20 protein-coding genes and 1 tRNA gene are annotated in these 20148 nt (G+C 70.9%); 13 read left to right on the forward strand and 8 right to left on the reverse strand.

The window, feature by feature from the left end; genetic code table 11:
* The first annotated feature begins 5 nt into the window (after window positions 1–5).
* Complete coding sequence (locus HW837_RS04370) at window positions 6–827, forward strand: triphosphoribosyl-dephospho-CoA synthase (RefSeq protein ID WP_045558448.1); 822 nt, start codon at window positions 6–8, stop codon at window positions 825–827.
* A 175-nt stretch (window positions 828–1002) separates the two neighbouring features.
* Here the strand turns inward: HW837_RS04370 and HW837_RS04375 are convergent, their stop codons facing one another.
* Both HW837_RS04375 and HW837_RS04380 read right to left on the reverse strand, forming a co-directional pair.
* Window positions 1003–2493 carry an aminopeptidase P family protein gene (locus HW837_RS04375; protein WP_045558447.1) on the reverse strand — a complete coding sequence of 497 codons (1491 nt, stop codon included), beginning with the start codon at window positions 2491–2493 and terminating at the stop codon, window positions 1003–1005.
* 174 nt (window positions 2494–2667) lie between these two features.
* Window positions 2668–4191 carry a PP2C family protein-serine/threonine phosphatase gene (locus HW837_RS04380; RefSeq protein WP_078853518.1) on the reverse strand — a complete coding sequence of 508 codons (1524 nt, stop codon included), beginning with the start codon at window positions 4189–4191 and terminating at the stop codon, window positions 2668–2670.
* Between the two features lie 513 nt (window positions 4192–4704).
* Here HW837_RS04380 and HW837_RS04385 point away from each other — a divergent pair.
* Together HW837_RS04385 and HW837_RS04390 are read left to right on the forward strand one after the other, a co-directional pair.
* On the forward strand, window positions 4705–5370 hold the full coding sequence (locus tag HW837_RS04385; protein ID WP_193379344.1) for a bifunctional DNA primase/polymerase: 666 nt from the start codon (window positions 4705–4707) through the stop codon (window positions 5368–5370).
* 55 nt (window positions 5371–5425) lie between these two features.
* Window positions 5426–6313 carry a hypothetical protein gene (locus HW837_RS04390; RefSeq protein WP_390623551.1) on the forward strand — a complete coding sequence of 296 codons (888 nt, stop codon included), beginning with the start codon at window positions 5426–5428 and terminating at the stop codon, window positions 6311–6313.
* Between the two features lie 254 nt (window positions 6314–6567).
* Here the strand turns inward: HW837_RS04390 and HW837_RS04395 are convergent, their stop codons facing one another.
* The 3 genes from HW837_RS04395 to HW837_RS04405 form a co-directional block, all read right to left on the reverse strand.
* Complete coding sequence (locus HW837_RS04395) at window positions 6568–7557, reverse strand: DUF5926 family protein (protein WP_045558444.1); 990 nt, start codon at window positions 7555–7557, stop codon at window positions 6568–6570.
* 276 nt (window positions 7558–7833) lie between these two features.
* Window positions 7834–8463, reverse strand: a complete 630-nt coding sequence (locus HW837_RS04400) for an ATP-binding protein (RefSeq protein WP_078853516.1) — start codon at window positions 8461–8463, stop codon at window positions 7834–7836.
* 266 nt (window positions 8464–8729) lie between these two features.
* The gene (locus tag HW837_RS04405; RefSeq protein WP_045558442.1) at window positions 8730–9539 is read right to left on the reverse strand and encodes a glycerophosphodiester phosphodiesterase; all 810 of its coding nucleotides are present in this window, start codon (window positions 9537–9539) and stop codon (window positions 8730–8732) included.
* A 270-nt stretch (window positions 9540–9809) separates the two neighbouring features.
* On the opposite strand from HW837_RS04405, the gene HW837_RS04410 reads away from it, so the two are divergent.
* A complete protein-coding gene (locus HW837_RS04410; protein WP_193379343.1) occupies window positions 9810–11516 on the forward strand; it encodes a S1C family serine protease in 1707 nt (568 codons plus the stop codon).
* 84 nt (window positions 11517–11600) lie between these two features.
* Here the strand turns inward: HW837_RS04410 and HW837_RS04415 are convergent, their stop codons facing one another.
* Window positions 11601–12104: a hypothetical protein gene (locus HW837_RS04415; RefSeq protein ID WP_234442576.1), complete on the reverse strand. Its 504-nt coding sequence runs from the start codon at window positions 12102–12104 to the stop codon at window positions 11601–11603.
* A 129-nt stretch (window positions 12105–12233) separates the two neighbouring features.
* On the opposite strand from HW837_RS04415, the gene HW837_RS04420 reads away from it, so the two are divergent.
* The 4 genes from HW837_RS04420 to HW837_RS04435 all read left to right on the forward strand — a co-directional run bounded on the left by HW837_RS04420 (window position 12234) and on the right by HW837_RS04435 (window position 13948).
* Window positions 12234–12318 (forward strand) — tRNA-Ser (locus tag HW837_RS04420).
* A gap of 206 nt (window positions 12319–12524) precedes the next feature.
* Window positions 12525–12920 carry a hypothetical protein gene (locus tag HW837_RS04425; protein WP_193379342.1) on the forward strand — a complete coding sequence of 132 codons (396 nt, stop codon included), beginning with the start codon at window positions 12525–12527 and terminating at the stop codon, window positions 12918–12920.
* 358 nt (window positions 12921–13278) lie between these two features.
* Entirely contained in the window at window positions 13279–13470 is a 192-nt protein-coding gene (locus HW837_RS04430) for a KOW motif-containing protein (RefSeq protein WP_045558421.1), read from the forward strand.
* 205 nt (window positions 13471–13675) lie between these two features.
* Window positions 13676–13948: an antitoxin gene (locus tag HW837_RS04435; RefSeq protein ID WP_371271449.1), complete on the forward strand. Its 273-nt coding sequence runs from the start codon at window positions 13676–13678 to the stop codon at window positions 13946–13948.
* 31 nt (window positions 13949–13979) lie between these two features.
* Here HW837_RS04435 and HW837_RS04440 read toward each other — a convergent pair whose 3' ends face one another.
* The gene (locus HW837_RS04440; protein ID WP_045558420.1) at window positions 13980–14345 is read right to left on the reverse strand and encodes a hypothetical protein; all 366 of its coding nucleotides are present in this window, start codon (window positions 14343–14345) and stop codon (window positions 13980–13982) included.
* Between the two features lie 146 nt (window positions 14346–14491).
* Window positions 14492–15454, reverse strand: coding sequence for a bifunctional DNA primase/polymerase (locus HW837_RS04445; protein WP_045558419.1), 963 nt, complete (start codon window positions 15452–15454; stop codon window positions 14492–14494).
* Window positions 15455–15816: 362 nt separating this feature from the next.
* On the opposite strand from HW837_RS04445, the gene HW837_RS04450 reads away from it, so the two are divergent.
* The 5 genes from HW837_RS04450 to HW837_RS04470 all read left to right on the forward strand — a co-directional run bounded on the left by HW837_RS04450 (window position 15817) and on the right by HW837_RS04470 (window position 19871).
* A complete protein-coding gene (locus HW837_RS04450) occupies window positions 15817–16122 on the forward strand; it encodes a hypothetical protein (RefSeq protein WP_045558418.1) in 306 nt (101 codons plus the stop codon).
* Between the two features lie 296 nt (window positions 16123–16418).
* A complete protein-coding gene (locus HW837_RS04455) occupies window positions 16419–17396 on the forward strand; it encodes a bifunctional MaoC family dehydratase N-terminal/OB-fold nucleic acid binding domain-containing protein (RefSeq protein WP_193379341.1) in 978 nt (325 codons plus the stop codon).
* A 26-nt stretch (window positions 17397–17422) separates the two neighbouring features.
* Window positions 17423–17854 carry a MaoC/PaaZ C-terminal domain-containing protein gene (locus HW837_RS04460; RefSeq protein ID WP_193382342.1) on the forward strand — a complete coding sequence of 144 codons (432 nt, stop codon included), beginning with the start codon at window positions 17423–17425 and terminating at the stop codon, window positions 17852–17854.
* A complete protein-coding gene (locus HW837_RS04465; protein ID WP_045558415.1) occupies window positions 17851–19017 on the forward strand; it encodes a lipid-transfer protein in 1167 nt (388 codons plus the stop codon). Before HW837_RS04460 ends, HW837_RS04465 begins: the two co-directional genes overlap by 4 nt.
* 227 nt (window positions 19018–19244) lie before the next feature.
* Window positions 19245–19871 carry a SigE family RNA polymerase sigma factor gene (locus HW837_RS04470; protein ID WP_078853514.1) on the forward strand — a complete coding sequence of 209 codons (627 nt, stop codon included), beginning with the start codon at window positions 19245–19247 and terminating at the stop codon, window positions 19869–19871.
* The last annotated feature ends 277 nt before the right edge of the window (window positions 19872–20148 follow it).

Below are 20148 nucleotides of genomic sequence, written 5' to 3' on the forward strand. Positions count from 1 at the left end.
CGGCCATGAGCAGCCGCGAGGACGAGAAGCTCGCGCGGGCCGCCGTGGCCGCGCTGACCCGGCAGTTGGAACTCATGCCCAAGCCCGGTCTGCCCGACCCGCGCGACCTCGGCGCCCGGATCACCCGGCAGGACCACCGCGCCCTGCGCTGGTCGGCGAAGGCGCTGGTGCCCGGGCTCGCGGCGATGGCGGCCTGCGCCCGCCGCAACGGTGCGGCGACACCCGAACTCCGGGCCGAACTCGGGGGGATCGGCCGCTGCACCGAACACTCGATGCAGCTCGCCGGGGGCGGCCACCGGGGCGCCACCTGGGTGCTCGGGCTGCTGGTCGCCGCGGCGGCGATGGACCCGGAGGCGCGGGGGCGTGAACTGGCCGCCACCGCGAAGAAGATCGCCGCGCACCCCGACCGGCGCGCGCCCCGGCGGCCGTCCCGGGGATCGTCGGTCTCCGCCAAGTACGGGGCGGCCGGGGCCCGGGGTGAGGCACGGGCCGGATTCCCCCATGTGCGGCGGGCGTTGGACGTGCTGGCGAAGGCGCGTACGGCGGGGACGCCGGAGCCGGACGCCCGGCTCGACGCGCTGCTCACGGTGATGTCGACGCTCCAGGACACCGAGTTGCTGTACACCGCCGGGCCGCGTGGGCTGCGGCATGTGCAGGCGGGGGCGCGTGGGGTGATCGACGCGGGGGGTACCGGCACGGTGGCGGGGAGGGCGGCGCTGGAGGCGTTCGACGTGGATCTTCAGGAGCGGGGGTGGAGTCCTCGGGGCAGTGCGTCGTTGCTGGCGGGCGCGCTGTTCGTCGACGCGCTGCCTGTCGCTGCCGCGTAGGGTTCTGTCCCCCTCAGACGTCCGTCCGGTGGGGCTTCTCGCACAGTTCCCCGCGCCCCTGAAAAAGCAGGGGCTGCGCCCCGTGCTTTTTCGGGCCGAAAGGCCGTAGGCCTTTCAGGGGCGCGGGGAACTGCGCGACCAGCCCCCACGCGCCCGCAGACGAAAAACCGGCTCCTCAGCCCCGCGCACCCCGCAACGAGGCCATCCACAGCTCGACCTCGTCCGACCTGCGGGGCAACCCCGCGCTGAGGTTGCGGTTGCCGTCGTCCGTCACCAGGATGTCGTCCTCGATGCGGACGCCGATGCCCCGGTACTCCTCGGGGACGGTGAGGTCGTCGGCCTGGAAGTAGAGGCCGGGCTCGACGGTCAGCACCATCCCCGGCTCCAGCGTCCCGTCGACGTACGACTCCACGCGCGCCGCGGCGCAGTCGTGGACGTCCATGCCGAGCATGTGCCCGGTGCCGTGGAGGGTCCACCGGCGCTGGAGTCCCAGCTCCAGGACCCGCTCCACGGGGCCCTCGACGAGCCCCCACTGGACCAGCCGTTCGGCCAGCACGTGCTGCGCGGCGTCGTGGAAGTCGCGGTACTTGCCGCCGGGCCGCACGGCGGCGATACCGGCCTCCTGGGCGTCGTACACGGCGTCGTAGATCTTCTTCTGGATCTCGCTGAACGTGCCGTTGATCGGCAGGGTGCGGGTCACGTCGGCCGTGTAGTACGTGTGCGTCTCGACACCCGCGTCCAGCAGCAGCAGGTCGCCGGAGCGGACCGGACCGTCGTTGCGGACCCAGTGCAGGGTGGTGGCGTGCGGGCCGGCGGCGCAGATGGAGCCGTAGCCGACATCGTTGCCCTCGACCCGGGCACGCAGGAAGAACGTCCCCTCGATGTAGCGCTCGGACGTGGCCTCGGCCTTGTCCAGCACCCGTACGACGTCCTCGAAGCCGCGCACGGTCGAGTCGACGGCCTTCTGCAGTTCGCCGATCTCGAAGTCGTCCTTGACGATCCGGGCCTCGGACAGGAAGACCCGCAGCTCCTCGTCGCGCTCGGCGGTGACCTTGTCGGTGAGGGCCGCCTCGACGCCGGCGTCGTAGCCGCGGACGACGCGGACCGGGCCGGTGGCCTCGCGCAGCTTGTCGGCGAGTTCGCGCACGTCGGCGGCGGGGATGCCGTACAGCTTCGCCGACTCGGTCAGCGAGTGGCGTCGGCCGACCCACAGCTCACCCTGGCCGGAGAGCCAGAACTCGCCGTTCTCCCGGTCGGAGCGGGGCAGCAGGTAGATCGTCGCGTCGTGACCCTCGCCCGAGGCCGAGGGCTCCAGGACGAGGACGCCGTCCTCGGTCTGGTTGCCCGTGAGGTACGCGTACTCGACGGATGCCCGGAAGGGGTACTCGGTGTCGTTCGAGCGGGTCTTCAGGTTGCCCGAGGGGATCACCAGGCGGTCGCCGGGGAAGCGCGCGGAGAGCGCGGCGCGACGGGCGGCGGTCTCGGCGGCCTGCGCGATCGGCTCCAGCCCGTGCAGCTCGGTGTCGGCCCACCCCGACTTCATGCTCTCGGCCAGTTCGTCGGACACGCCCGGGTACAGGCCGTTCTTGCGCTGCTTGATGGGCTCTTCGGCTTCGGTCGCCTCGGTCTCCGGGATCGCCGGCTCGAGCTCGTCCGCCACGGTCATCCTCCTAGGTACGGCACTGGACCCCGTCCATCGTACGGTCGCACCGCAGCGGCCGAGAGGCCCGCGACCCCCTCTCACAAGGGGTCACCGCCCCCTCACACGAGGCAGTCACGGGGCCCCGCGGGCCTTCCCCGAACCCGTGATCGCGGAGGCGCCCTCCTCGAATCCGTCGCCCTACTCGAACCGCGCCGCCAGCAGCACGACGTCCTCGGTGCCGTGCGCCTCGTCGAGGCCGCCCGGGAGCATCGTGCGGAGGATGTGGTCGGCGAGGGCGCCGGGGTCGTCGCGCAGTGCTCGGGGGACGCCGGCGGCGGCCGCGTGGAGGCGGGTGAAGGCACGGTCGACGGGCTCGCCGGTGCGCTGGAGGAGGCCGTCGGTGTAGAGCAGGACGGTTTCTCCTGGTTCGGCGGTCAGCTCGATGCTGGGCGCCTCCCAGCAGGCGAGCATGCCGAGCGGTGCGGACAGGGACGTCTCCACGTACTCCGTGCGCCGCTCGCCGATCACCAGCGGCGGACTGTGCCCGGCCCCGGCCAGGGTGATCTTGCGCAGCGCGGGTTCGACGTAGGCGAAGAGCGCCGTGGCGGAGCGGGCCGGTTCGGTGAGCCGCAGGAGCAGCTCCAGGTCGGAGAGGACCGCGACGGGGTCCTCCCCCTCCATGACGGCGTAGGCGCGCAGCGAGGCCCGCAGTCTGCCCATCGCGGCGATCGCACTCGGCCCCGACCCCGTCACCGAGCCGACCGCGAGGCCGAGCGCGGCGTCCGGCAGCGGCAGCGCGTCGTACCAGTCGCCACCGCCGCGCGGCCCGGTGCGGTGCCGTGCGGCGAGCTGGACGCCGAAGACGCGGGGCAGCCGGGAGGGGAGCAGCTCCTCGGCGATGGTCGCCATGGACGTGCGCGTGCGCTCGACCTCGACGATCCGGGCCAGGTGCTCGGCGGCGTACCGGGTGTACAGCCCGACGAGATGCCGCTGCCGCTCGACGGGCTCCGCGGGCTCGTCGTACAGCCAGACGGCGGCGCCGAGCCGGCCGGCCCTCTCGGTGGACAGGGGGAGGGCGTAGCTCGCCGCGTAGCCGAGCCGGGCGGCGACCTCGCGGTGGCGGGGATCGAGCCCGTCCTCGGCGAACAGGTCGGGCTGGGCGATCTCGCCCTCGCCGCCGGGCAGTCCGTCGAGGATGCGGCCGTACGGCAGGGAGCTGCGGGGCACGGTCTCGATGTGCCCGAGGTCGGCGTGGCCGAGGCCGAGGCCGACGGTGGTGTCCGGGCCCAGTCCGTCGGCCGGTTCCAGGACGACGAGGCCCCGGCGGGCGCCGACGAGGGCGGCTCCGGCGTGCAGGAGTTCCGTGAGGGCGCTGTCGAGCGAGTCCGTGCGGGTCAGTCGTTCGGTGAGTTCGTGCAGCGTCGTGAGGTCCGAGACCCAGCCCGCGAGTCTGTCCTGGAGCACGGCCCCGGGGGCGGTGCCCGGTCCTGTGGCGGGAGGGGCCGTCGGGGTGCTCGGGGCGGCGGGCGCGGGCGCGACAGTGTGTGCGGGAGAGGGAACCGTTGAATCGATTCCAGCCACTTTCGGAGGGTGAGGGGCGTTCATGGTGTCCGGCTTTCCGACCGGTGCGTATTGCTCAAAAGCATCGCAAACCCCCATGTCATTCTGCGCCGCTAGCAGTGTCTCCACATGTACACGCACTCGTGAGGGGATGTCCAGCATTGTCCTGCTAGGACATCTGGTGTCCATGGGGCGCCGTTGTGCGAACGCAGACTTCTTGTCCAGTCCTTTGGAGAAAGCTAAGTTGGCCTAAAAGTGTTGTGGTGAACGGTGTATTGAGGTCGACTGGCGTTGTTCAACAGAGCGTCACAGCGGTCGTGATGGGTACGTACCCGGTGAAGGCCAGGGGCGGCGGAGGCCACCCGGAACCTGGCGACGGACCCGGGCGTCCTATCCACCGACGACCGAGCCCCATCCTCCCGTGGCGGAGGCGGCGAGCACATGCGGGACAGCAAAACGCCAGGCGCCGCCACCCCTACGCCATGCCCATGCTTTTGACAGACGCAAGTCGACGCAAGCGATGGACGCGGACGTAACCGAGCTCGGCCCGCAGGGGTTCCCCTTGTCCGCGACAGGGGTGTGATGCGCCAGCAGGTACGCACAGTGCAGTGAACGACACATGTTGTGATGTGACCCACCGTGTTGCCATGCGTGCAACGGAAAGGACGAGCGCTCATGCGCGAGATCCCCGGAAAGCGACGCAGGCTCCTGTCCAAGCGCAACGGCGGGAGGCCCGAGCTTCTTGAGCAGGCCCTGACGTTCGCGACGGAATGGCAGTGGCCCGTACTCCCGGGGGTGGCGCCGGACCCGCAGGGCCGTGCCCGCTGCGGCTGCCCGGACCCCGAGTGCGTGGTGCCCGGCGCTCACCCCTTCGACCCCAGCCTGCTGGCCGCCACCACCGACGAGCGCATGGTCCGCTGGTGGTGGACCAACCGGCCGACCGCGCCGATCGTGATGGCCACCGGAGGCACCGCCCCCTGCGCGGTGAGCCTGCCGGCGCCGGCCGCCTCACGCGCCCTCGCCGCCCTCGACCGCACCGGTATGCGCCTCGGCCCCGTGGTCGCGGCCCCGCACCGCTGGGCGATCCTCGTCGCGCCGTACTCCATGGAGCAGTTGGGCGAGCTGCTCTACGCCAAGGACTTCGTCCCCGGCTCCCTCCGCTTCCACAGCCAGGGCGGCTATCTCGCCCTGCCCCCGTCCGAGACCGGACACGGCCTGATCCGCTGGGAGCGGGCACCCCTGCCCGGTTCTGCCGCGCCCTGGGTGCCCGACGTCGAGGCGGTCGTGGACGCCGTCGTCGACGCCCTCACTCGTACGGGTGTGAGCGCGCCCGAGTTCTGAGCCCGCCCGGCGCGCGCGGGGCCGGGCGCCACCGGTCGGTCGTTATCTTCCGGACATGCAGCGTCTTCCCGGGGGCCACGGGGCCCCGTCGCGCGGCCGTCACAGTGCTCCCCCGCCCCGGAGCCGTAGAGCACCCGAGAGCCGCAGGGCACTCGAAGGCCGTAGGGCCCCCGAGCCGGCGCGCGGCGGGCCGGATCCGCGCCGGCTGCGCCTCGCGGGACTGACCGTCGCGGTCGCGGTCGCCCTCGGTCTCCCCCTCGTCGCCTCCGCGGGCCCGCTCGGCGACCTTCCCGCGTCCGAGCGCGCCGCCACCCCCGAGCGGGAGCCGACCTCCGCACTGGAGCGTGCCGCCGGGCGCGTCGGCGACGCCACCGGCCTCGGCGCCCGTGACGACAGCGGCGACGCCGGGGGCACGGCCGGGTCCGGGGGCGGCGCCGACGGCTCCGGGAGTGGCGCGGACGGCTCAGGCGGCGATGTCGAGAAGTCCGCCGACCGCGCCGATCAGAAGGCGGGCGGTGCCGAGGGGCCGGAAGCGAAGCCCGCGGACGACGCCGGCGCCCCGGACGACGATCAGGGTTCCCCGCGGCTGCTCGGGCTCGGACTCGCCACCGCCGCCCGCTGCGGTCCGGACCTCACCTCCCCCGACGGCATCGAGGCGCAGACCTGTGTCCTCACCCAGGGCGACCGGACCTGGGCCCGCACGTACTACCGCAACGTCACCGGACGTGAACTGAGTTCGATCCTCAGCATGATGGCGCCCGGCGGGCACACCGTACGGATCCACTGCGCCGTGGGCGCGCACGACGAGCCGGGGGTGTGCGAGACGCCGAGGGAGCGTACGCGGGGCGGGACGGGGGCGTACACGGCCGTCGCGGAGTTCGCGGCACCGGACGGCGGGGGACCGCTGTTGCTGCGCTCAGGGAGCAACTCGGGCCGCTCGTAAGGGCGTTGACGCCCAGGGGGTTCCGTCCAGCGGGGCCGCCGCGGAACCCGGGCATGAGAAGACCCGGTTGCTGGCGACGGGGGATGCACCAGCAACCGGGCTAATGGAACCGTAACAAGAGATCGGCGCTTCGCAAATTCGATCTCGGCTATTCGGACACGAATTTGCCTGTCACGTAGGGGAGTTGTGACAGGAGTCACCACACTTCGAACGCACTCGGTCGGCCGACCGCCCCGTCGGCGCGGGAACCCGCGTCAGCTCAGCGTGACCTGTCGGTTGGTGAGACCGCCACGCGCCCGGCGCTCCTCCGGCGTGAGCGGGGACTCGTCGGCCAGGGCACCGGCGAGCCGCTCGGCGAACTCGGCCGCCGGCTTCTCGACGTCGTCCGCGCCGACCCCGGTCGGCAGGTCCCAGACCGGCACGGTGAGGCCGTGAGCACGGAAGGAGCCGACCAGCCGGGTGCCCTCGCCGAGGCTCGAACGTCCCGCCGCGTGCAGCCGGGCGAGCGCGTCCAGCAGCCGCTCCTCGGCGTGCGGCATGACCCAGCGCAGGTGGTTCTTCTCCGGGGTCTCGCACCAGTAGGCCGCGTCGACGCCCGCGAGCTTCACCGTCGGGATCGCTGCGGAGTTGGCGCGTTCCAGGGAGGCGGTCACCTCCGGAGTCGCGTTCTCCGTGTCCGGGACCCAGAACTCGAAGCCCGTGTGCACAACTGGCTCGAACTCACCTTCGGGGTCGAGCAGGTCCTGCAGCCGCGGCCCGTCGGCCGGGGCGCGGCGCCCCTGAACCGGAGTGCCCGGCTCGGCGACGAGGGCGCGCTGCAGGGTGTCGGCGAGGTCGCGGCTGATGTCACCGGACGCGGTGTCGTTCTGCAGGCCGAGCAGGATCGAGCCGTCGTCGCGGCGCAGCGCGGGCCACGCCATAGGCAGGACGGTGGCGAGCGTCACCGACGGGACGCCTTCGGGGAGCGCGTCCTTCAGCTTCAGCTCGACGGTGGCGGCGGGCACCAGCTCGCGCAGCGCGATCCAGTCGCACTCGCCGGGCAGGCCCTCGAAGGGGCGCTGCACCAGCTCGGTCACGGCCTGGGCGGCGGCCCGGCCGTGGCAGGCCTTGTAGCGGCGGCCGCTGCCGCAGGGGCATTGCTCGCGCGCGCCGACAACCGGAACCTGCCCATCGGCGCCTGCGGCGCCGACTCCGCCGGTGCCCTGCGGGCGCTTGGCCTTCGTGTGGGGTCGCTTCTTGGCCATCGTGGGTGTCTCCCGATCACGGCTCGTCTCGTACTCGCGCGAGCCTAGCCGCTCGTACGACACCCGACGGGACCCTGTGGACAACGCACCGAGTCGTCCCGGAACCGGCGGTTCGGGCCGGATGTGCCTGGCGCGGCGCGGCGCTGTGACCGGAAGCGCCCGGCTGGTCGGTCCATGCCCCGTCAGTCCATGCCCCGTCAGTCCGTGTCCCCGCCAGTCCGCGTCCCCGTCGGCCATGTGGCAGTCAGCCCATGTAGCAGTCAGTCCATGCGCCCGTCAGTCCATGTCGTCGAACGCGTCCGCGAAGTCCAGATCGGGGAGGGCGGAGACCGAGGGGGCGACGACCCGGGTGGCGAAGTCGTCCCGGCGGTGAGCGCGGTAGACGTCGTCCTGGACGACGACCCACACCGTGACCTCACCGCGGGCGTCGTCCCGTACGCCCCAGTCGTCCGCCAGTGCCGTGACGATGTTCAGCCCGCGGCCGCCGTGTGCGGTGACCGAGGGCGTGGACGGAACAGGGCGGGTCGGACCACCGCCGTCCGTCACCTCGACCGTGAGCCGCCCCGAGGGATCCATGCGCCAGGAGCAGAGCACGTCGCCGTCGCCGGCGAACGCGTCGCCGAGCGGCCTGCCGTGTTTGCAGGCATTGCTGAGTAGTTCGGAAAGGATCAGTAGGGCATCGTCGATGACCGATTCCGCCACACCGCCGGTGCGCAACTGATCGCGCATCCGGTGCCTCGCTTCCCCCACGCCCGCAGGGCCATGGGGTACGGCCATGCTCGACGACGTGGGCACCTCCTGTGCCACCACCAACGCCACCCCCGAGACCTCCTTCGCCCCACGCCACGGTGTGAATGCCCCATTGGACTGGACTGGAAACCGGCCAACCCACGTGCTCTGACGCACTCCTCGCACTCGAATACGGACCGAACGCGCCGGTGCACACCCCGTAGCCGGATGGCTGAATTTCGTCCCCGATATGCCGACTTGTCCCTGCTCCGAGCCTGGCCGTCTTGGCGGAATTCTTACCTCCGCCAACCACCGCGCGGGGGCGCCGCAGGAGCGTGACGGGGTGGTCGCAGGTGTGAACAGGGGCGTGTTCGGAACTGTCGCGGAGCGCGTGTGCGGAGTTGTCCGGAACGGTGTGTTCGGAGTTGTGTGAACTCGTGCGCTCAGCGGCCGAGTTGACGGAGGACCGCGCGCGGCCGGTTGGTGATGATGGCGTCCACGCCCAGCCCGACACAGAGGTCGACGTCCTGGGGTTCGTTCACCGTCCACACGTGCACCTGGTGCCCGGCGTTCTTCAGGCGTTCGATGTACAGGGGGTGGTTGCGCACGGTCCGGATCGAGGGGCCCGCGATCCGGACACCGGCCGGCAGCCGGCCGTCACGCAGCCGGGGCGAGACGAACTGCGTCAGATAGACCGTGGGCAGGGTCGGGGACGCCGCCCGGACGCGGTGCAGCGAGCGCGCCGAGAAGCTCATGATCCGCACCGGTGAGTCGGCGGCCGACTCCGGGGCGTCCAGGCCGAACCGCTTCAGCAGGACCAGCAGCCGCTCCTCGACCTGGCCGGCCCAGCGGGTGGGGTGCTTGGTCTCGATGGCCAGCTCGACCCGGCGCCCGGCGTCGGCCACGAGTTCGAGCAGGCGTTCGAGGGTGAGGACGGAGGTGTCCGCCCGGTCCTCGGGGGTGACCTCCCAGTCGGGGGCCTCGTCGCCGTTCTTCCAGGAGCCGAAGTCCAGGGCGGCCAGGTCGGCGAGCTCCAGGGCGGAGACCGCGCCGCGGCCGTTCGACGTACGGTTGACGCGTCGGTCGTGGACACAGACGAGGTGGCCGTCCGCCGTCAGCCGCACATCGCACTCGAGGGCGTCCGCGCCGTCCTCGATCGCTTTCTTGTACGCGGCCAGGGTGTGCTCGGGGGCGGCCTCGGAGGCACCCCGGTGGGCGACGACCTGAATCGGGAGCTGTCGTGCGTGGGTCACCGCGTCATGGTGCCACCGTGACGGGGTACGCGTGGGGGTGGTGACCGTGGACGACCGGGTCTGTACGCACAGTATGCGTAGTTAGTCTGATTGATCCTATATAAAGGATGGTCCCGGACCCACAGACACCGCTTATGGTGCCCTGACGGCTCGTGGGAAAAGCTGACCGCAGACAAAAATCACGCACAGCGCCTCTGTGCGACCGACAACAGTCGACCCGAGAACGGTCGACCGCCTACCAGGTGAAGCCGTGGACCGAGGAGAAAAGCTGTGAGCACCGAGAACGAGGGCACCGCGGTACCCCCGGCCCCGTCCGCGCCTCCCGTGCCGGTGGATGCTCCCGCTGCTTCCGCGCCGGCCCCGGCGCACGAGCCGAGCGCGTCACCGGCCGAGACCACCGCTCCGGCCCCCTCCGCCGAGACCGCCGCCGACAGCGCCCCGACGACCCAGCTGCCGCCCGTCCCCCCGACGGCGCAGCAGCCCCAGCCCGAGCTGGTGTCCACGGGGGCACCCGGTTACGCGGCGGGCCAGGGGCAGGGCCAGATGCCCGGCGGCGGATACGGCCAGGCGCCGGGCGGCGCGTACGGACAGGCACCGGGTGCTCCGGGTGGGCCGGCCGGTCCGGGCGGGTCCTCCGCGCCTGACGCCTCGTGGCCTCCCCCGCCGCCGCCCGCCGTCCCGTCGTACGCGGACAACGGCGCCGCCGCCGGCGCGTACGGGGACAGCACCGGCGCGTACGGCGACGCGGGCGCCGCAGGTGGCGCCGGTGGCGCGGGCGGTCCCGGTGGCCCGGGCGACGGCGGCTGGGGCTCCTCCTGGCAGCAGACGCAGCAGCCGGCCCCCAAGCCGGCGGGCAACAAGCGCGGTGGTCTGATCGCCGCGATCCTCGTGGCCGCGCTGGTCGCGGGCGGTGTCGGCGGTGGCATCGGCTACACGCTGGCCGACCGCAACGACAACTCCACGGGCTCCACCACCGTCTCGGCCTCCCAGAACGGCGGTGACGTCAAGCGCGCGGCCGGTACGGTCGCCGCCGTGGCCTCCTCGGCGCTGCCGAGCACGGTCACCATCGAGGCGTCCGGCAACGACGGCGAGGGCGGCACGGGCACCGGGTTCGTGTTCGACAAGGAAGGCCACATCGTCACCAACAACCACGTGGTGGCGGAGGCCGTCGACGGGGGCAAGGTGTCGGCCACCTTCCCCGACGGCAAGAAGTACGACGCCGAGGTCGTCGGCCACGCGCAGGGCTACGACGTCGCGGTCATCAAGCTGAAGAACGCCCCGTCGAACCTCCAGCCGCTGACGCTCGGCGACTCCGACAAGGTCGCGGTCGGCGACTCGACGATCGCGATCGGCGCGCCCTTCGGCCTCTCCAACACGGTCACGACGGGCATCATCAGCGCCAAGAACCGTCCGGTGGCCTCCAGCGACGGTTCCTCCGGCAGCAAGGCCTCCTACATGAGCGCCCTGCAGACCGACGCGTCGATCAACCCGGGCAACTCCGGCGGCCCGCTCCTCGACGCCCGCGGCAACGTCATCGGCATCAACTCGGCGATCCAGTCGGCCAGCAGCGGCGGCAGCTTCGGCTCCGGCCAGGCGGGCTCCATCGGCCTCGGCTTCGCCATCCCGATCAACCAGGCCAAGAACGTGGCCCAGCAGCTGATCAGGACGGGCAAGCCGGTGTACCCGGTGATCGGTGCCTCGGTCTCCCTGGAGGAGGTCACAGGCGGAGCGAAGATCACGAACTCGGGTGAGGGCGGCGCGGACTCCATCACCACGGGCGGCCCCGCCGACAAGGCCGGCCTGGAGCCCGGTGACGTGATCACCAAGCTCGACGACCACGTGATCGACAGCGGCCCCACCCTCATCGGCGAGATCTGGACCCACGTCCCCGGCGACAAGGTCACCCTGACGTACACCCGCGACGGCAAGACCCGCACGGCGGAGGTCACGTTGGGCGAACGCGAGGGCGACAGCTGATCCACACCACCGCGGCCGAGCCGTTCCCGTTCCCTCAGCCGTCCGTTGCGGGAGTGGGAACGGCTCGGCGGGCACCGGACAGGATCAGGACGGGGGCTCCCAGGGCGGCACCAGCGCGGCTCTGAAGTTCTCGCCGCCGTACATCGACTCGTAGAAGATCTCGACCATCAGGCGCTCACTGACGAGAGTCCAGAACCACGCGTGCTCACTCTGGTCGAAGTCGTCGAAAAACAGCAGGTGCACGACTTGGCCGGAGAGTACGGGAACTCCTGGTTGCAGCGTCGACACCTTCGGTTGCACCGAGTGTCCGCGCGTGAGTTGCCTGTACATCCGGAGGTCCCACTCGCCGACCACGTCGCCATCCACCCGGACCACGCTCCTGGTGACCACGGCCGGCCCCAGACCGGCGTTGACGAGCTGGATCCCGGTCCTCGTTCCCTCGAAGTTCAGCACGCGCCGAATCTGCAGGAGCGGTCTCACCGACTGCCGATTGTGGGACCTGATGCTCCTCGATTCCGTGAAACTCACCCAGAGCGAAGCGAGCGCGATCACGGTCGCCGACATGGAGATCAACGTTTCGGGCTTCATGTGCCTCCCCCCCGCTACCAGTTGTAGCCGGTTGCCCACGCCGCGGGCGGCCAGTTCCGGACCGCCATCTCATGATCATGACCGCAGCCGGTACGCTGTACCCGCTCCGCCCCAGGTGAGCGGGGCGCAGGTGGGTTGCCCGAGCGGCCTAAGGGAACGGTCTTGAAAACCGTCGTGGCGCAAGTCACCGTGGGTTCAAATCCCACACCCACCGCAGGTGAACGGCCCCTGACCAGGTAGATCGGTCGGGGGCCTTCGGCTTGGTCGGTGTCCGAGGGCTTCCGCTGTTCCCCGTGGTTTCCCGGCCTACCGGGCACGTTTGGGGCGGCACGGCAACTGTTGTCTGGTGGAAGTCGTTGCCGGTTGGGTAGAGCCAGCGCAACGTCTTGCCTGTGTACAGGTGACAGAGGTGGGGGAGCTATGGAGCGGATGCTGCGGTGGTCCGACGAGCTTGCCAGTTCGGACGTGGAGGCGATCGAGCGCTTCCTTGGGCCTAGGCTCCGTCAGGTGCAAGACACTCAGCCTCCTGGGTCCGACGAGCATCGGGCCGCAGCGAGCGTGTCCAACCTGCTGTCCGAGGTCGTCCCGATCTTGAGTTCATACATCCAAGCCAAGTCGCTGCCTCGCTTCGGTACGGCAGCGGAGCGATCTGCAAACACCGAGCGGCTTAGCAAGGGGATCCTCCTGCACTGGAACTGGCTGGTGTGCATGGCCGAGCCATGGCGGGAGGAACCTGGATTCGACCACGTCCGTTGGAAGCGTCTGTACATCCGCAACGCAGAGCAGCAAGCCCTTGTCGAAAGATTCAGCCAGTGAAGCGTGTGTTCTCCGAATCCTGCCCCAGGTCCTGCCCCTAGAAGCTCAGACGCCGAGCCTGCGCTTCCCAAGACGGAGGGCCAGACTGGGAGGAAACTCTCCTGAGCTGGCCCTTCTTATGGGCTCCCGGCAGAATCCGAACCTGCGACACCGTCTTGTGAGACAGGCTGGGGTGCGTGGCCGGCGACCTGCGGCTTCATCGGTTGGGCCGGCGGGCGCGGATGCACCCGCTCTTACCCGTTGTTGACCGTGGCTGCCCCTGTGCATTCGGCACGACTGTGGCACGATCTGCTCGTTGTGAGGCACTCCAGAGAGCACTCCCCTGATCAGGGTTGCACGTGACCACGATGGAGACGGGATGCGGACCACTCCGGAGCTACAAGTCGGTGACGAGGTTCTGGTGACTGACGGGCCTTTCGCGGAGTTCACGGGACCGGTGCGTTCCATCGACCACGAGCGAGAGCGCGTGCGCCTCGTCGTTCAGATTTTCGGGGACGACACCGTCATCGACGTCCCTCTCGACACAGTTGAGAAGGTCACTGGTCCCTGACGCCATGAACACTCGTCGTCCCGGGGCAACTTGGGGTTCCCTGGGCTGCTCTGCTTCTCACCTGCACTGAGGGTCCGCAAGCGTCCGTGCCTGTGTGCCGTCGCGGGGTGTGCGTGTTCGTGGGGTTACGAGATGCGGGCCGGCGGTGTGGCGCGGATTCTGGTGGGGAGGGGGAGCTACCGGAGGAGGAGCTGCCATGTCTGTGATGGGCAAGATCAAGCAGATGCTCAAGGGGCATGAGGAGCAGGCCGGGCAGGGCATCGACAAGGCCGGTGACTTCGTCGACGGGCGGACTCAGGGGAAGTACAGCGGTCAGGTCGACTCCGTGCAGGAGAGGCTCAATCAGCAGTTGGGCTCGGATCAGGCGCGGTCGGGGCCGGGCCGGCCAGATGCGGGGCGTCCGGACATCGGTCGGCCCGACACCGGGCGGCCCGATGTCGGGCGGGAGGGTATGGGGCCCGAGGATCCGCCTCGGTGACGGTCTCGGTGACGGGTAGGGCGTTGTGCCGTCACGGCTCGTCGGTCTCCGGCGGAGTCGACTCTCGGGCCGCGATGATCTCCGTTTCGTACTGGTCGATGACCTGCTCCGCCGTGCGGCCCGTCGCCTTCGCCACCTCGTCGATGGCGACGACCGCCCAGTTCGCCAAGGAGAGGGCGAAGGCCAGGAGTTGGTCGTCTCCGTAGGCTCGTTTGACCGTCAGGAGATACATGAGGTTCAGGTAGGGCACGAGGTCCGGTTCCGAGACCTGGCCCGTGCTCGTGCGCATCAGTTCGATCGTGGTCTCCGTCGCCTCCGCGCGGAAGGGGAGCAGTCGGTCCCGTTCCCGGTGCACCTCGGCGAGCAGTTCCCGGCGGTGTTCCCTGTCCCAGTCCACGACGTGCCTCCGGAGCGGCTGTAACTCACACGGGCCGGGCCACGCCGGACCGCGGCACCTTCAGTTCTTCCAACCACCGGCGCCCCGAAACGCGCGTATCGGCGCATCGGCGCGCCGGGGCGGCGCCCGTGGGCACGCCACCCCCGTCAGCGCCCCCCTCTCGCCATCCGCGCCGCCGAGGCGATCGTCGACCTCGCCTCACGTTCCGTGAGGCCCGTGCGTACGGCGGCCTCGATCAGGGCGTTCGTGAGTTCGGGGCCGAGGCCGTTCTCGTAGGCGCGGCAAGCCGCCCAGAAGAGGCGGGTGTTGCGCTGCCCCTCCTGCGCGGTCAGGACGAAGTGGACGAGGCCGTGGCCGCTGCCCTGGGCGCCGCCCGGCGTATGAGACACGCCGTCGCCCGGCGTACGGGACGCGCCGCCCGGCGTACGCGAGGAGCCCGTGCGCGGTGGTGGCAGCAGGAGGTGAAGCAGGGCCGGTGGACAGGGGGCCGGGTGGAGGTGGGACGTGCCGGGTGCCGCGGTGTAGACGCCGTGGTCGGTGCGGGAGCCGGGGCCCACGAGGTAGCCGCCGGCGCCGCGGATGTCGATGCCGGGGGCGAGGCGGCTCGCGGAGTTGGGGACAGCGACGTCGGGCGGGCCGGTCAGCCAGAGGTGGCGGCCGCCGCTGGGGGTCAGCACGACGACCGTCTCGGGGATCGTGAACAGGTGGCGCAGGGCCAGTTCGCGCAGGGCCGCCGAGGAGTCCGTACCGGATTTCGTGTCGAGGTCGACGCCGATCAGATGGTGGGGGTGGACACCGCAGGCGATGCCGTAGCCGGTGGCCCAGGGGGCGGCGGCGAAGAGTTCGCGGATGCGCCGGGGGTCGGTGGAGGCGTCGTACACACCGTGCCCGAAGCGCCCGCACTCCCCATGGCATGGAGGAGGGGAGGGGGATGCCGAGTGGGATGGGGGCGGAGTCGGGGTCGGGGCGGAGGAGTGGGGCGGTCGGTGGGGGGAGCGTAGGGCCGGGAGCTTGGTGCGGGACAGGGGGATCACCGCCAGTCCGCGTTCGGCGGCGGAGAGCGCGTGTGCCAGGGCCAGGGTGCTGGCCTGCCGGTCCGTGGTGGCCATACCTCCATGTTCGTACGAGTGTTCGATAAAGGGAAGGGTGTACGGGGTGTGCTTTCGGTCGTCGGAGGTCTGTTCGCAGGTTGGGTGGAAATGTGGCGGAACGCTTCCTCTCTTGCCTCCCTTGATCTTGATCCTCCTCGTCGGGAGCGACCCGCCTGAACTGGGAGTTCCTTGATCCAGGGGGGTTTATCGACTTGTCGTCACGCTTCAGGGGGAATGAGGGCTTCCGGGGTGGTTCGCCGGGGATTCGGTGGGCAACTCTTGGTTCGCGACGTCGAAGTCCCGAAGACACGCACCGAGGCGGTCGGCCAACTGCCTGGGGGCACCCCGTACTTGTGTGAAAGGCCCTGGAGGAAATGCACATGGCAAGCATCCGTACCGCCCGCGTTCTCGCCGCCGTCTCGGCGCTTCCGCTCGCCGCCGCCCTGTTCACCGGCGTCGCGACGGCCGACAACGGCTCCTTCGCGAACGACGGTTCGAACGCCGGCGTGGCGAACATCGTCGGCAGCGGTGTCGGTCGCGACAACAGCGGCAACTCGTCGACCTCGCAGCAGCAGGCGAACGGCTCGGGCGCCTCGAACCAGAACAACACCGCCCAGGTCAACGGCTCCGGCTTCACGGCCATCGACCAGGACAACGCGGTCGTCAGCTTCACCAACCTCTGGTGAGTCGGGCGAGGGCGGCCGGGGTCGTCGGGCCCGGGGTGGATGGATGAGGTCGCCCCGGCCCCGAGGCCACCGCCCTCGGGCGACGTAGGACGTGTGGGACATGTTCGTGGGGTGTGACACGCCTGTGCGGCGGTGCTTCGGCGCCGCCGCACAGGCGTTTTCGCCGGTGTGCGGCGCGGGCCCTCGTGTGGGGCGCCCGTGTCGTCCGCGCACGGTGCTGCGGCGACCTTGACAGTGATGCGGGCGCGCCCTCAATCTGACGGACAGTCAGATACGTCGGAGGGGGCTGCGCCACGATGGTCGAGGACCTGTCCGTACGGCTCAAGGCTTACGAGGGGCGCCCGGCCGTCCTCGGCGGCCGTGGCAAGGATCCCGTCAACTCGCCCATGATCCGGCACTGGTGCGAGGCCATGGGGGACACCAACCCCGCGTACACCGGACCGGACGCCGTCGCGCCGCCGACCATGCTCCAGGTGTGGACGATGGGCGGACTGAGCGGCCACGAGACGCGCTCACCGGCGTACGACGACCTCCTCGCGCTGCTCGACGGCGCCGGATGCACCTCCGTCGTCGCCACGGACTGCGAGCAGGAGTACCTGCGGGGGCTGCGGCCGGGGGACGAGATCACCTTCGACTCGGTCATCGAGTCGGTGTCGGAGCGGAAGACCACCCGGCTCGGCACCGGGCACTTCGTCACGACCCGGATGGATGTGCGGGTGGGCGACGAACTGGTGGGCACCCATCGCTTCCGGATCCTGAAGTACGCGCCGGCTCACGCCCCCGAAGCTCCCTCGCCAGGCACGCCGCCCTCCACGAAGTCCTCCACGACGTCCTCCACGACGTCCTCGCCCCAGGAACAGCCCCGCCGCCCCCGCCCCGTCGTCAACCGCGACAACTCCGGTTTCTGGGAGGGGATCTCACGGCACCGGCTGCTCATCCAGCGCTGCGCCGACTGCGCCACGCTCCGGCTCCCCTGGTTGCCCGGCTGCAACGCGTGCGGTTCGGCCGCCTGGGACACGGTCGAGGCGAGCGGCGAGGGGGTCGTGTACTCGTACGTCGTCATGCACCATCCGCCCTTCCCGGTCTTCGACCCGCCGTACGCCGTCGGGCTGATCGAGCTGGTGGAGGGGGTGCGGATGGTCAGCAACGTCGTCGGGGTGCCGTGCGACAAGGTGCGGATCGGGATGCCCGTACGGCTCGAGTTCCTGCGCTGCGACGAGGAGTTGGAGCTTCCGGTGTTCCGCGCGATCGAGGAGGGCGTGGTGTCGGCATGAGGGTTCGAGGAGGGGACAGGGGCGGAATGAGGGCCGGGGGTGGCACGGGCGTCGGGGGTGGCACGAGCGTCGGGGCCGGGGACGTGCTTCCGTCGTTGGAGATCGAGATCACCCGCACGCTCGTCGTCGCCGGGGCGATCGCCTCGCGCGACTACCAGGACGTGCACCACGACCCGGAGCTGGCGCGGCGGCGCGGCTCGCCCGATGTGTTCATGAACATCCTGACCACGAACGGGCTGGTGGGACGGTACGTCACCGACCACTTCGGGCCGGCCGCCGTGCTGCGCAAGGTGGCGATCCGGCTCGGCGCGCCCAACTACCCCGGCGACACGATGGTGTTGACCGGCCTCGTCGAGGCGACCGACGGCACGACCGTCACGGTCAGGGTGACCGGCGACAACAGCGTCGGGCGGCACGTCACCGGCACGGTGACCCTGACCCTGGGGGAGACGGCGTGAGCGTACGGGCCAAGGACGGGCTCGGCGGGCGGGCCGCGATCGTCGGCATCGGGGCGACCGACTTCTCCAAGGACTCGGGGCGCAGCGAGCTGCGGCTCGCCGTGGAGGCGGTGCGCGCGGCGCTGGACGACGCGGGCCTGGCACCGGCCGACGTGGACGGCATGGTGACGTTCACGATGGACACGAGCCCCGAGATCACGGTCGCGCAGGCGGCCGGCATCGGCGAGCTGTCCTTCTTCTCCCGCGTCCACTACGGCGGGGGTGCCGCGTGCGCGACCGTGCAGCAGGCGGCGCTCGCGGTCGCGACGGGCGTGGCGGAGGTCGTGGTCTGCTACCGGGCCTTCAACGAGCGTTCTGGGCGGCGTTTCGGGTCGGGCGTACGGCACCGGGAGCCGTCGGCGGAGGGCGTGGCCCTGGGCTGGACGCTGCCGTTCGGGCTGCTCACGCCCGCCTCGTGGGTCGCGATGGCGGCACAGCGCTATCTGTACGCCTACGGGCTGACCCCGGAGGCGTTCGGGCACGTGGCCGTGGTCGACCGAAGGCACGCGGCGACCAACCCGGCGGCGTACTTCCACGGCCGCCCCATCACCCTCGACGACCACGCGGCCTCGCGCTGGATCGCCGAGCCGCTGCGGCTGCTGGACTGCTGCCAGGAGACGGACGGCGGTCAGGCGCTTGTCGTGACCTCGGTGGAGCGCGCGCGTGATCTGCCGAAGCCGCCCGCCGTGGTCGTGGCCGCCGCCCAGGGCGCGGGCCGGGCGCAGCAGCAGATGACCGGCTTCTACGACGCCGATCTCACCGGGCTGCCGGAGATGGGCGTCGTCGCCCGGCAGCTGCGGCGGACCTCGGGGCTGGGCCCCGACGACATCGACGTGGGCATCCTCTACGACCACTTCACGCCGTTCGTGCTGATGCAGCTGGAGGAGTTCGGGTTCTGCGGGCCGGGGGAGGCGGCGGACTTCGTCGCCGAGGACCGGCTGCCGCTCAACACCCATGGCGGGCAGCTCGGCGAGGCGTATCTGCACGGGATGAACGGCATCGCCGAGGCCGTACGACAGCTGCGGGGCACCTCCGTGAACCAGGTCGCCGGTGCCGAGCGGGTGCTGGTCACCGCGGGGACGGGGGTCCCCACGTCGGGGTTGGTGCTGGGAACGGACGGGTGAGGGTGGCGGAAGGGGCGGCTGAGGAGGCCTTCGGGCACCCTGGAGTCCGGTGGGACAGCCGACGTACGCCGTGGGCAGGTGGTTCTCAGGGATACACCCTCAGTACCTGGGGGCTGTTCATCCACCTCCAGTAGGTGGGGTCTGCCCCACTCCTACAACCTGAGGGGGATTCGTCTTCGGGACCTGCGGCCGATCCGCCGGGCGGGGCCCGCTCCTAGCGTGGAGCCATGACCACACCCGTCTGCACCAGCGCTTCGCAGGCCGCTGCTCCAGTGTCGCGGACCCTGTCGCCCCAGGCCCGTTCGCACTCGCCCCGTTCGCACACCGCCCGGCCGGCTCGGTCGGGTCTGACGGACCTGTCGTACCCGTCGTTCTCGGCGTACGTGAAGGCCCGCCAGCCGGTGCTGCTGCGGACCGCCCGGTCGCTGACCGCGAACCCGTGCGACGCCGAGGACCTGCTGCAGACCGCGCTGGCCAAGACGTACGTCGCCTGGGAGCGCATCGAGGACCACCGGGCCCTCGACGGCTATGTCCGCCGGGCGCTGCTGAACACCCGGACGTCCCAGTGGCGCAAGCGCAAGGTGGACGAGTTCGCGTGCGACGAGCTGCCGGAGCCCGAGGGGGCCCAGGCCGCCGACCCGGCCGAGCAGCAGGCGCTGCACGACGCGATGTGGCGGGCGATCATGAAGCTGCCGGCGCGGCAGCGGGCGATGGTCGTCCTCAGGTACTACGAGGACCTGAGCGAGATCCAGACGGCCGAGGTGCTCGGCGTCTCGGTCGGCACGGTGAAGTCGGCGGTCTCACGGGCACTGGGCAAACTCCGCGAGGACCCCGAGCTGGAACCTGTGCGCTGACGCGGAACCCGTGCGCCGGCAGGGAATCTGCGTGTTGATGCGGAACCCGTGCGTCGGCAGGGAATCTGCGTGCTGATGCGGAACCTGTGCGTCGGCACGGAATCTGCGTGCTGACGCGGAACCGCGCGCCGACGTGGAAGTCATGCTCTTGCCTGGAACCCGTGCGCCGGCACGTTCGTTGGCCTGTCGTGCGGCTCGCGCGGGACGGCTCTCTCTGATCGATCATCCAGACAGCTAGTGACATACCGAGCGGTATGTGAGCAGAATCAGCGCAACC

The sequence above is a fragment of the Streptomyces caniscabiei genome, assembly GCF_014930365.1.
Classification (GTDB): Bacteria; Actinomycetota; Actinomycetes; order Streptomycetales; family Streptomycetaceae; genus Streptomyces; species Streptomyces caniscabiei.

What these genes read in the sequence shown, in the direction of transcription:
- HW837_RS04430 (WP_045558421.1), top strand. Translation starts at nt 13,279, where the DNA reads ATGCGGACCACTCCGGAGCTACAAGTCGGTGACGAGGTTCTGGTGACT.
- HW837_RS04445 (WP_045558419.1), bottom strand. Translation starts at nt 15,454, where the DNA reads ATGGCCACCACGGACCGGCAGGCCAGCACCCTGGCCCTGGCACACGCG.
- HW837_RS04460 (WP_193382342.1), top strand. Translation starts at nt 17,423, where the DNA reads ATGAGGGCCGGGGGTGGCACGGGCGTCGGGGGTGGCACGAGCGTCGGG.
- HW837_RS04435 (WP_371271449.1), top strand. Translation starts at nt 13,676, where the DNA reads ATGGGCAAGATCAAGCAGATGCTCAAGGGGCATGAGGAGCAGGCCGGG.
- HW837_RS04470 (WP_078853514.1), top strand. Translation starts at nt 19,245, where the DNA reads ATGACCACACCCGTCTGCACCAGCGCTTCGCAGGCCGCTGCTCCAGTG.
- HW837_RS04395 (WP_045558444.1), bottom strand. Translation starts at nt 7,557, where the DNA reads ATGGCCAAGAAGCGACCCCACACGAAGGCCAAGCGCCCGCAGGGCACC.
- HW837_RS04425 (WP_193379342.1), top strand. Translation starts at nt 12,525, where the DNA reads ATGGAGCGGATGCTGCGGTGGTCCGACGAGCTTGCCAGTTCGGACGTG.
- HW837_RS04415 (WP_234442576.1), bottom strand. Translation starts at nt 12,104, where the DNA reads ATGAAGCCCGAAACGTTGATCTCCATGTCGGCGACCGTGATCGCGCTC.
- HW837_RS04390 (WP_390623551.1), top strand. Translation starts at nt 5,426, where the DNA reads ATGCAGCGTCTTCCCGGGGGCCACGGGGCCCCGTCGCGCGGCCGTCAC.
- HW837_RS04375 (WP_045558447.1), bottom strand. Translation starts at nt 2,493, where the DNA reads ATGACCGTGGCGGACGAGCTCGAGCCGGCGATCCCGGAGACCGAGGCG.
- HW837_RS04455 (WP_193379341.1), top strand. Translation starts at nt 16,419, where the DNA reads ATGGTCGAGGACCTGTCCGTACGGCTCAAGGCTTACGAGGGGCGCCCG.
- HW837_RS04380 (WP_078853518.1), bottom strand. Translation starts at nt 4,191, where the DNA reads ATGCTGGACATCCCCTCACGAGTGCGTGTACATGTGGAGACACTGCTA.
- HW837_RS04385 (WP_193379344.1), top strand. Translation starts at nt 4,705, where the DNA reads ATGCGCGAGATCCCCGGAAAGCGACGCAGGCTCCTGTCCAAGCGCAAC.
- HW837_RS04370 (WP_045558448.1), top strand. Translation starts at nt 6, where the DNA reads ATGAGCAGCCGCGAGGACGAGAAGCTCGCGCGGGCCGCCGTGGCCGCG.
- HW837_RS04450 (WP_045558418.1), top strand. Translation starts at nt 15,817, where the DNA reads ATGGCAAGCATCCGTACCGCCCGCGTTCTCGCCGCCGTCTCGGCGCTT.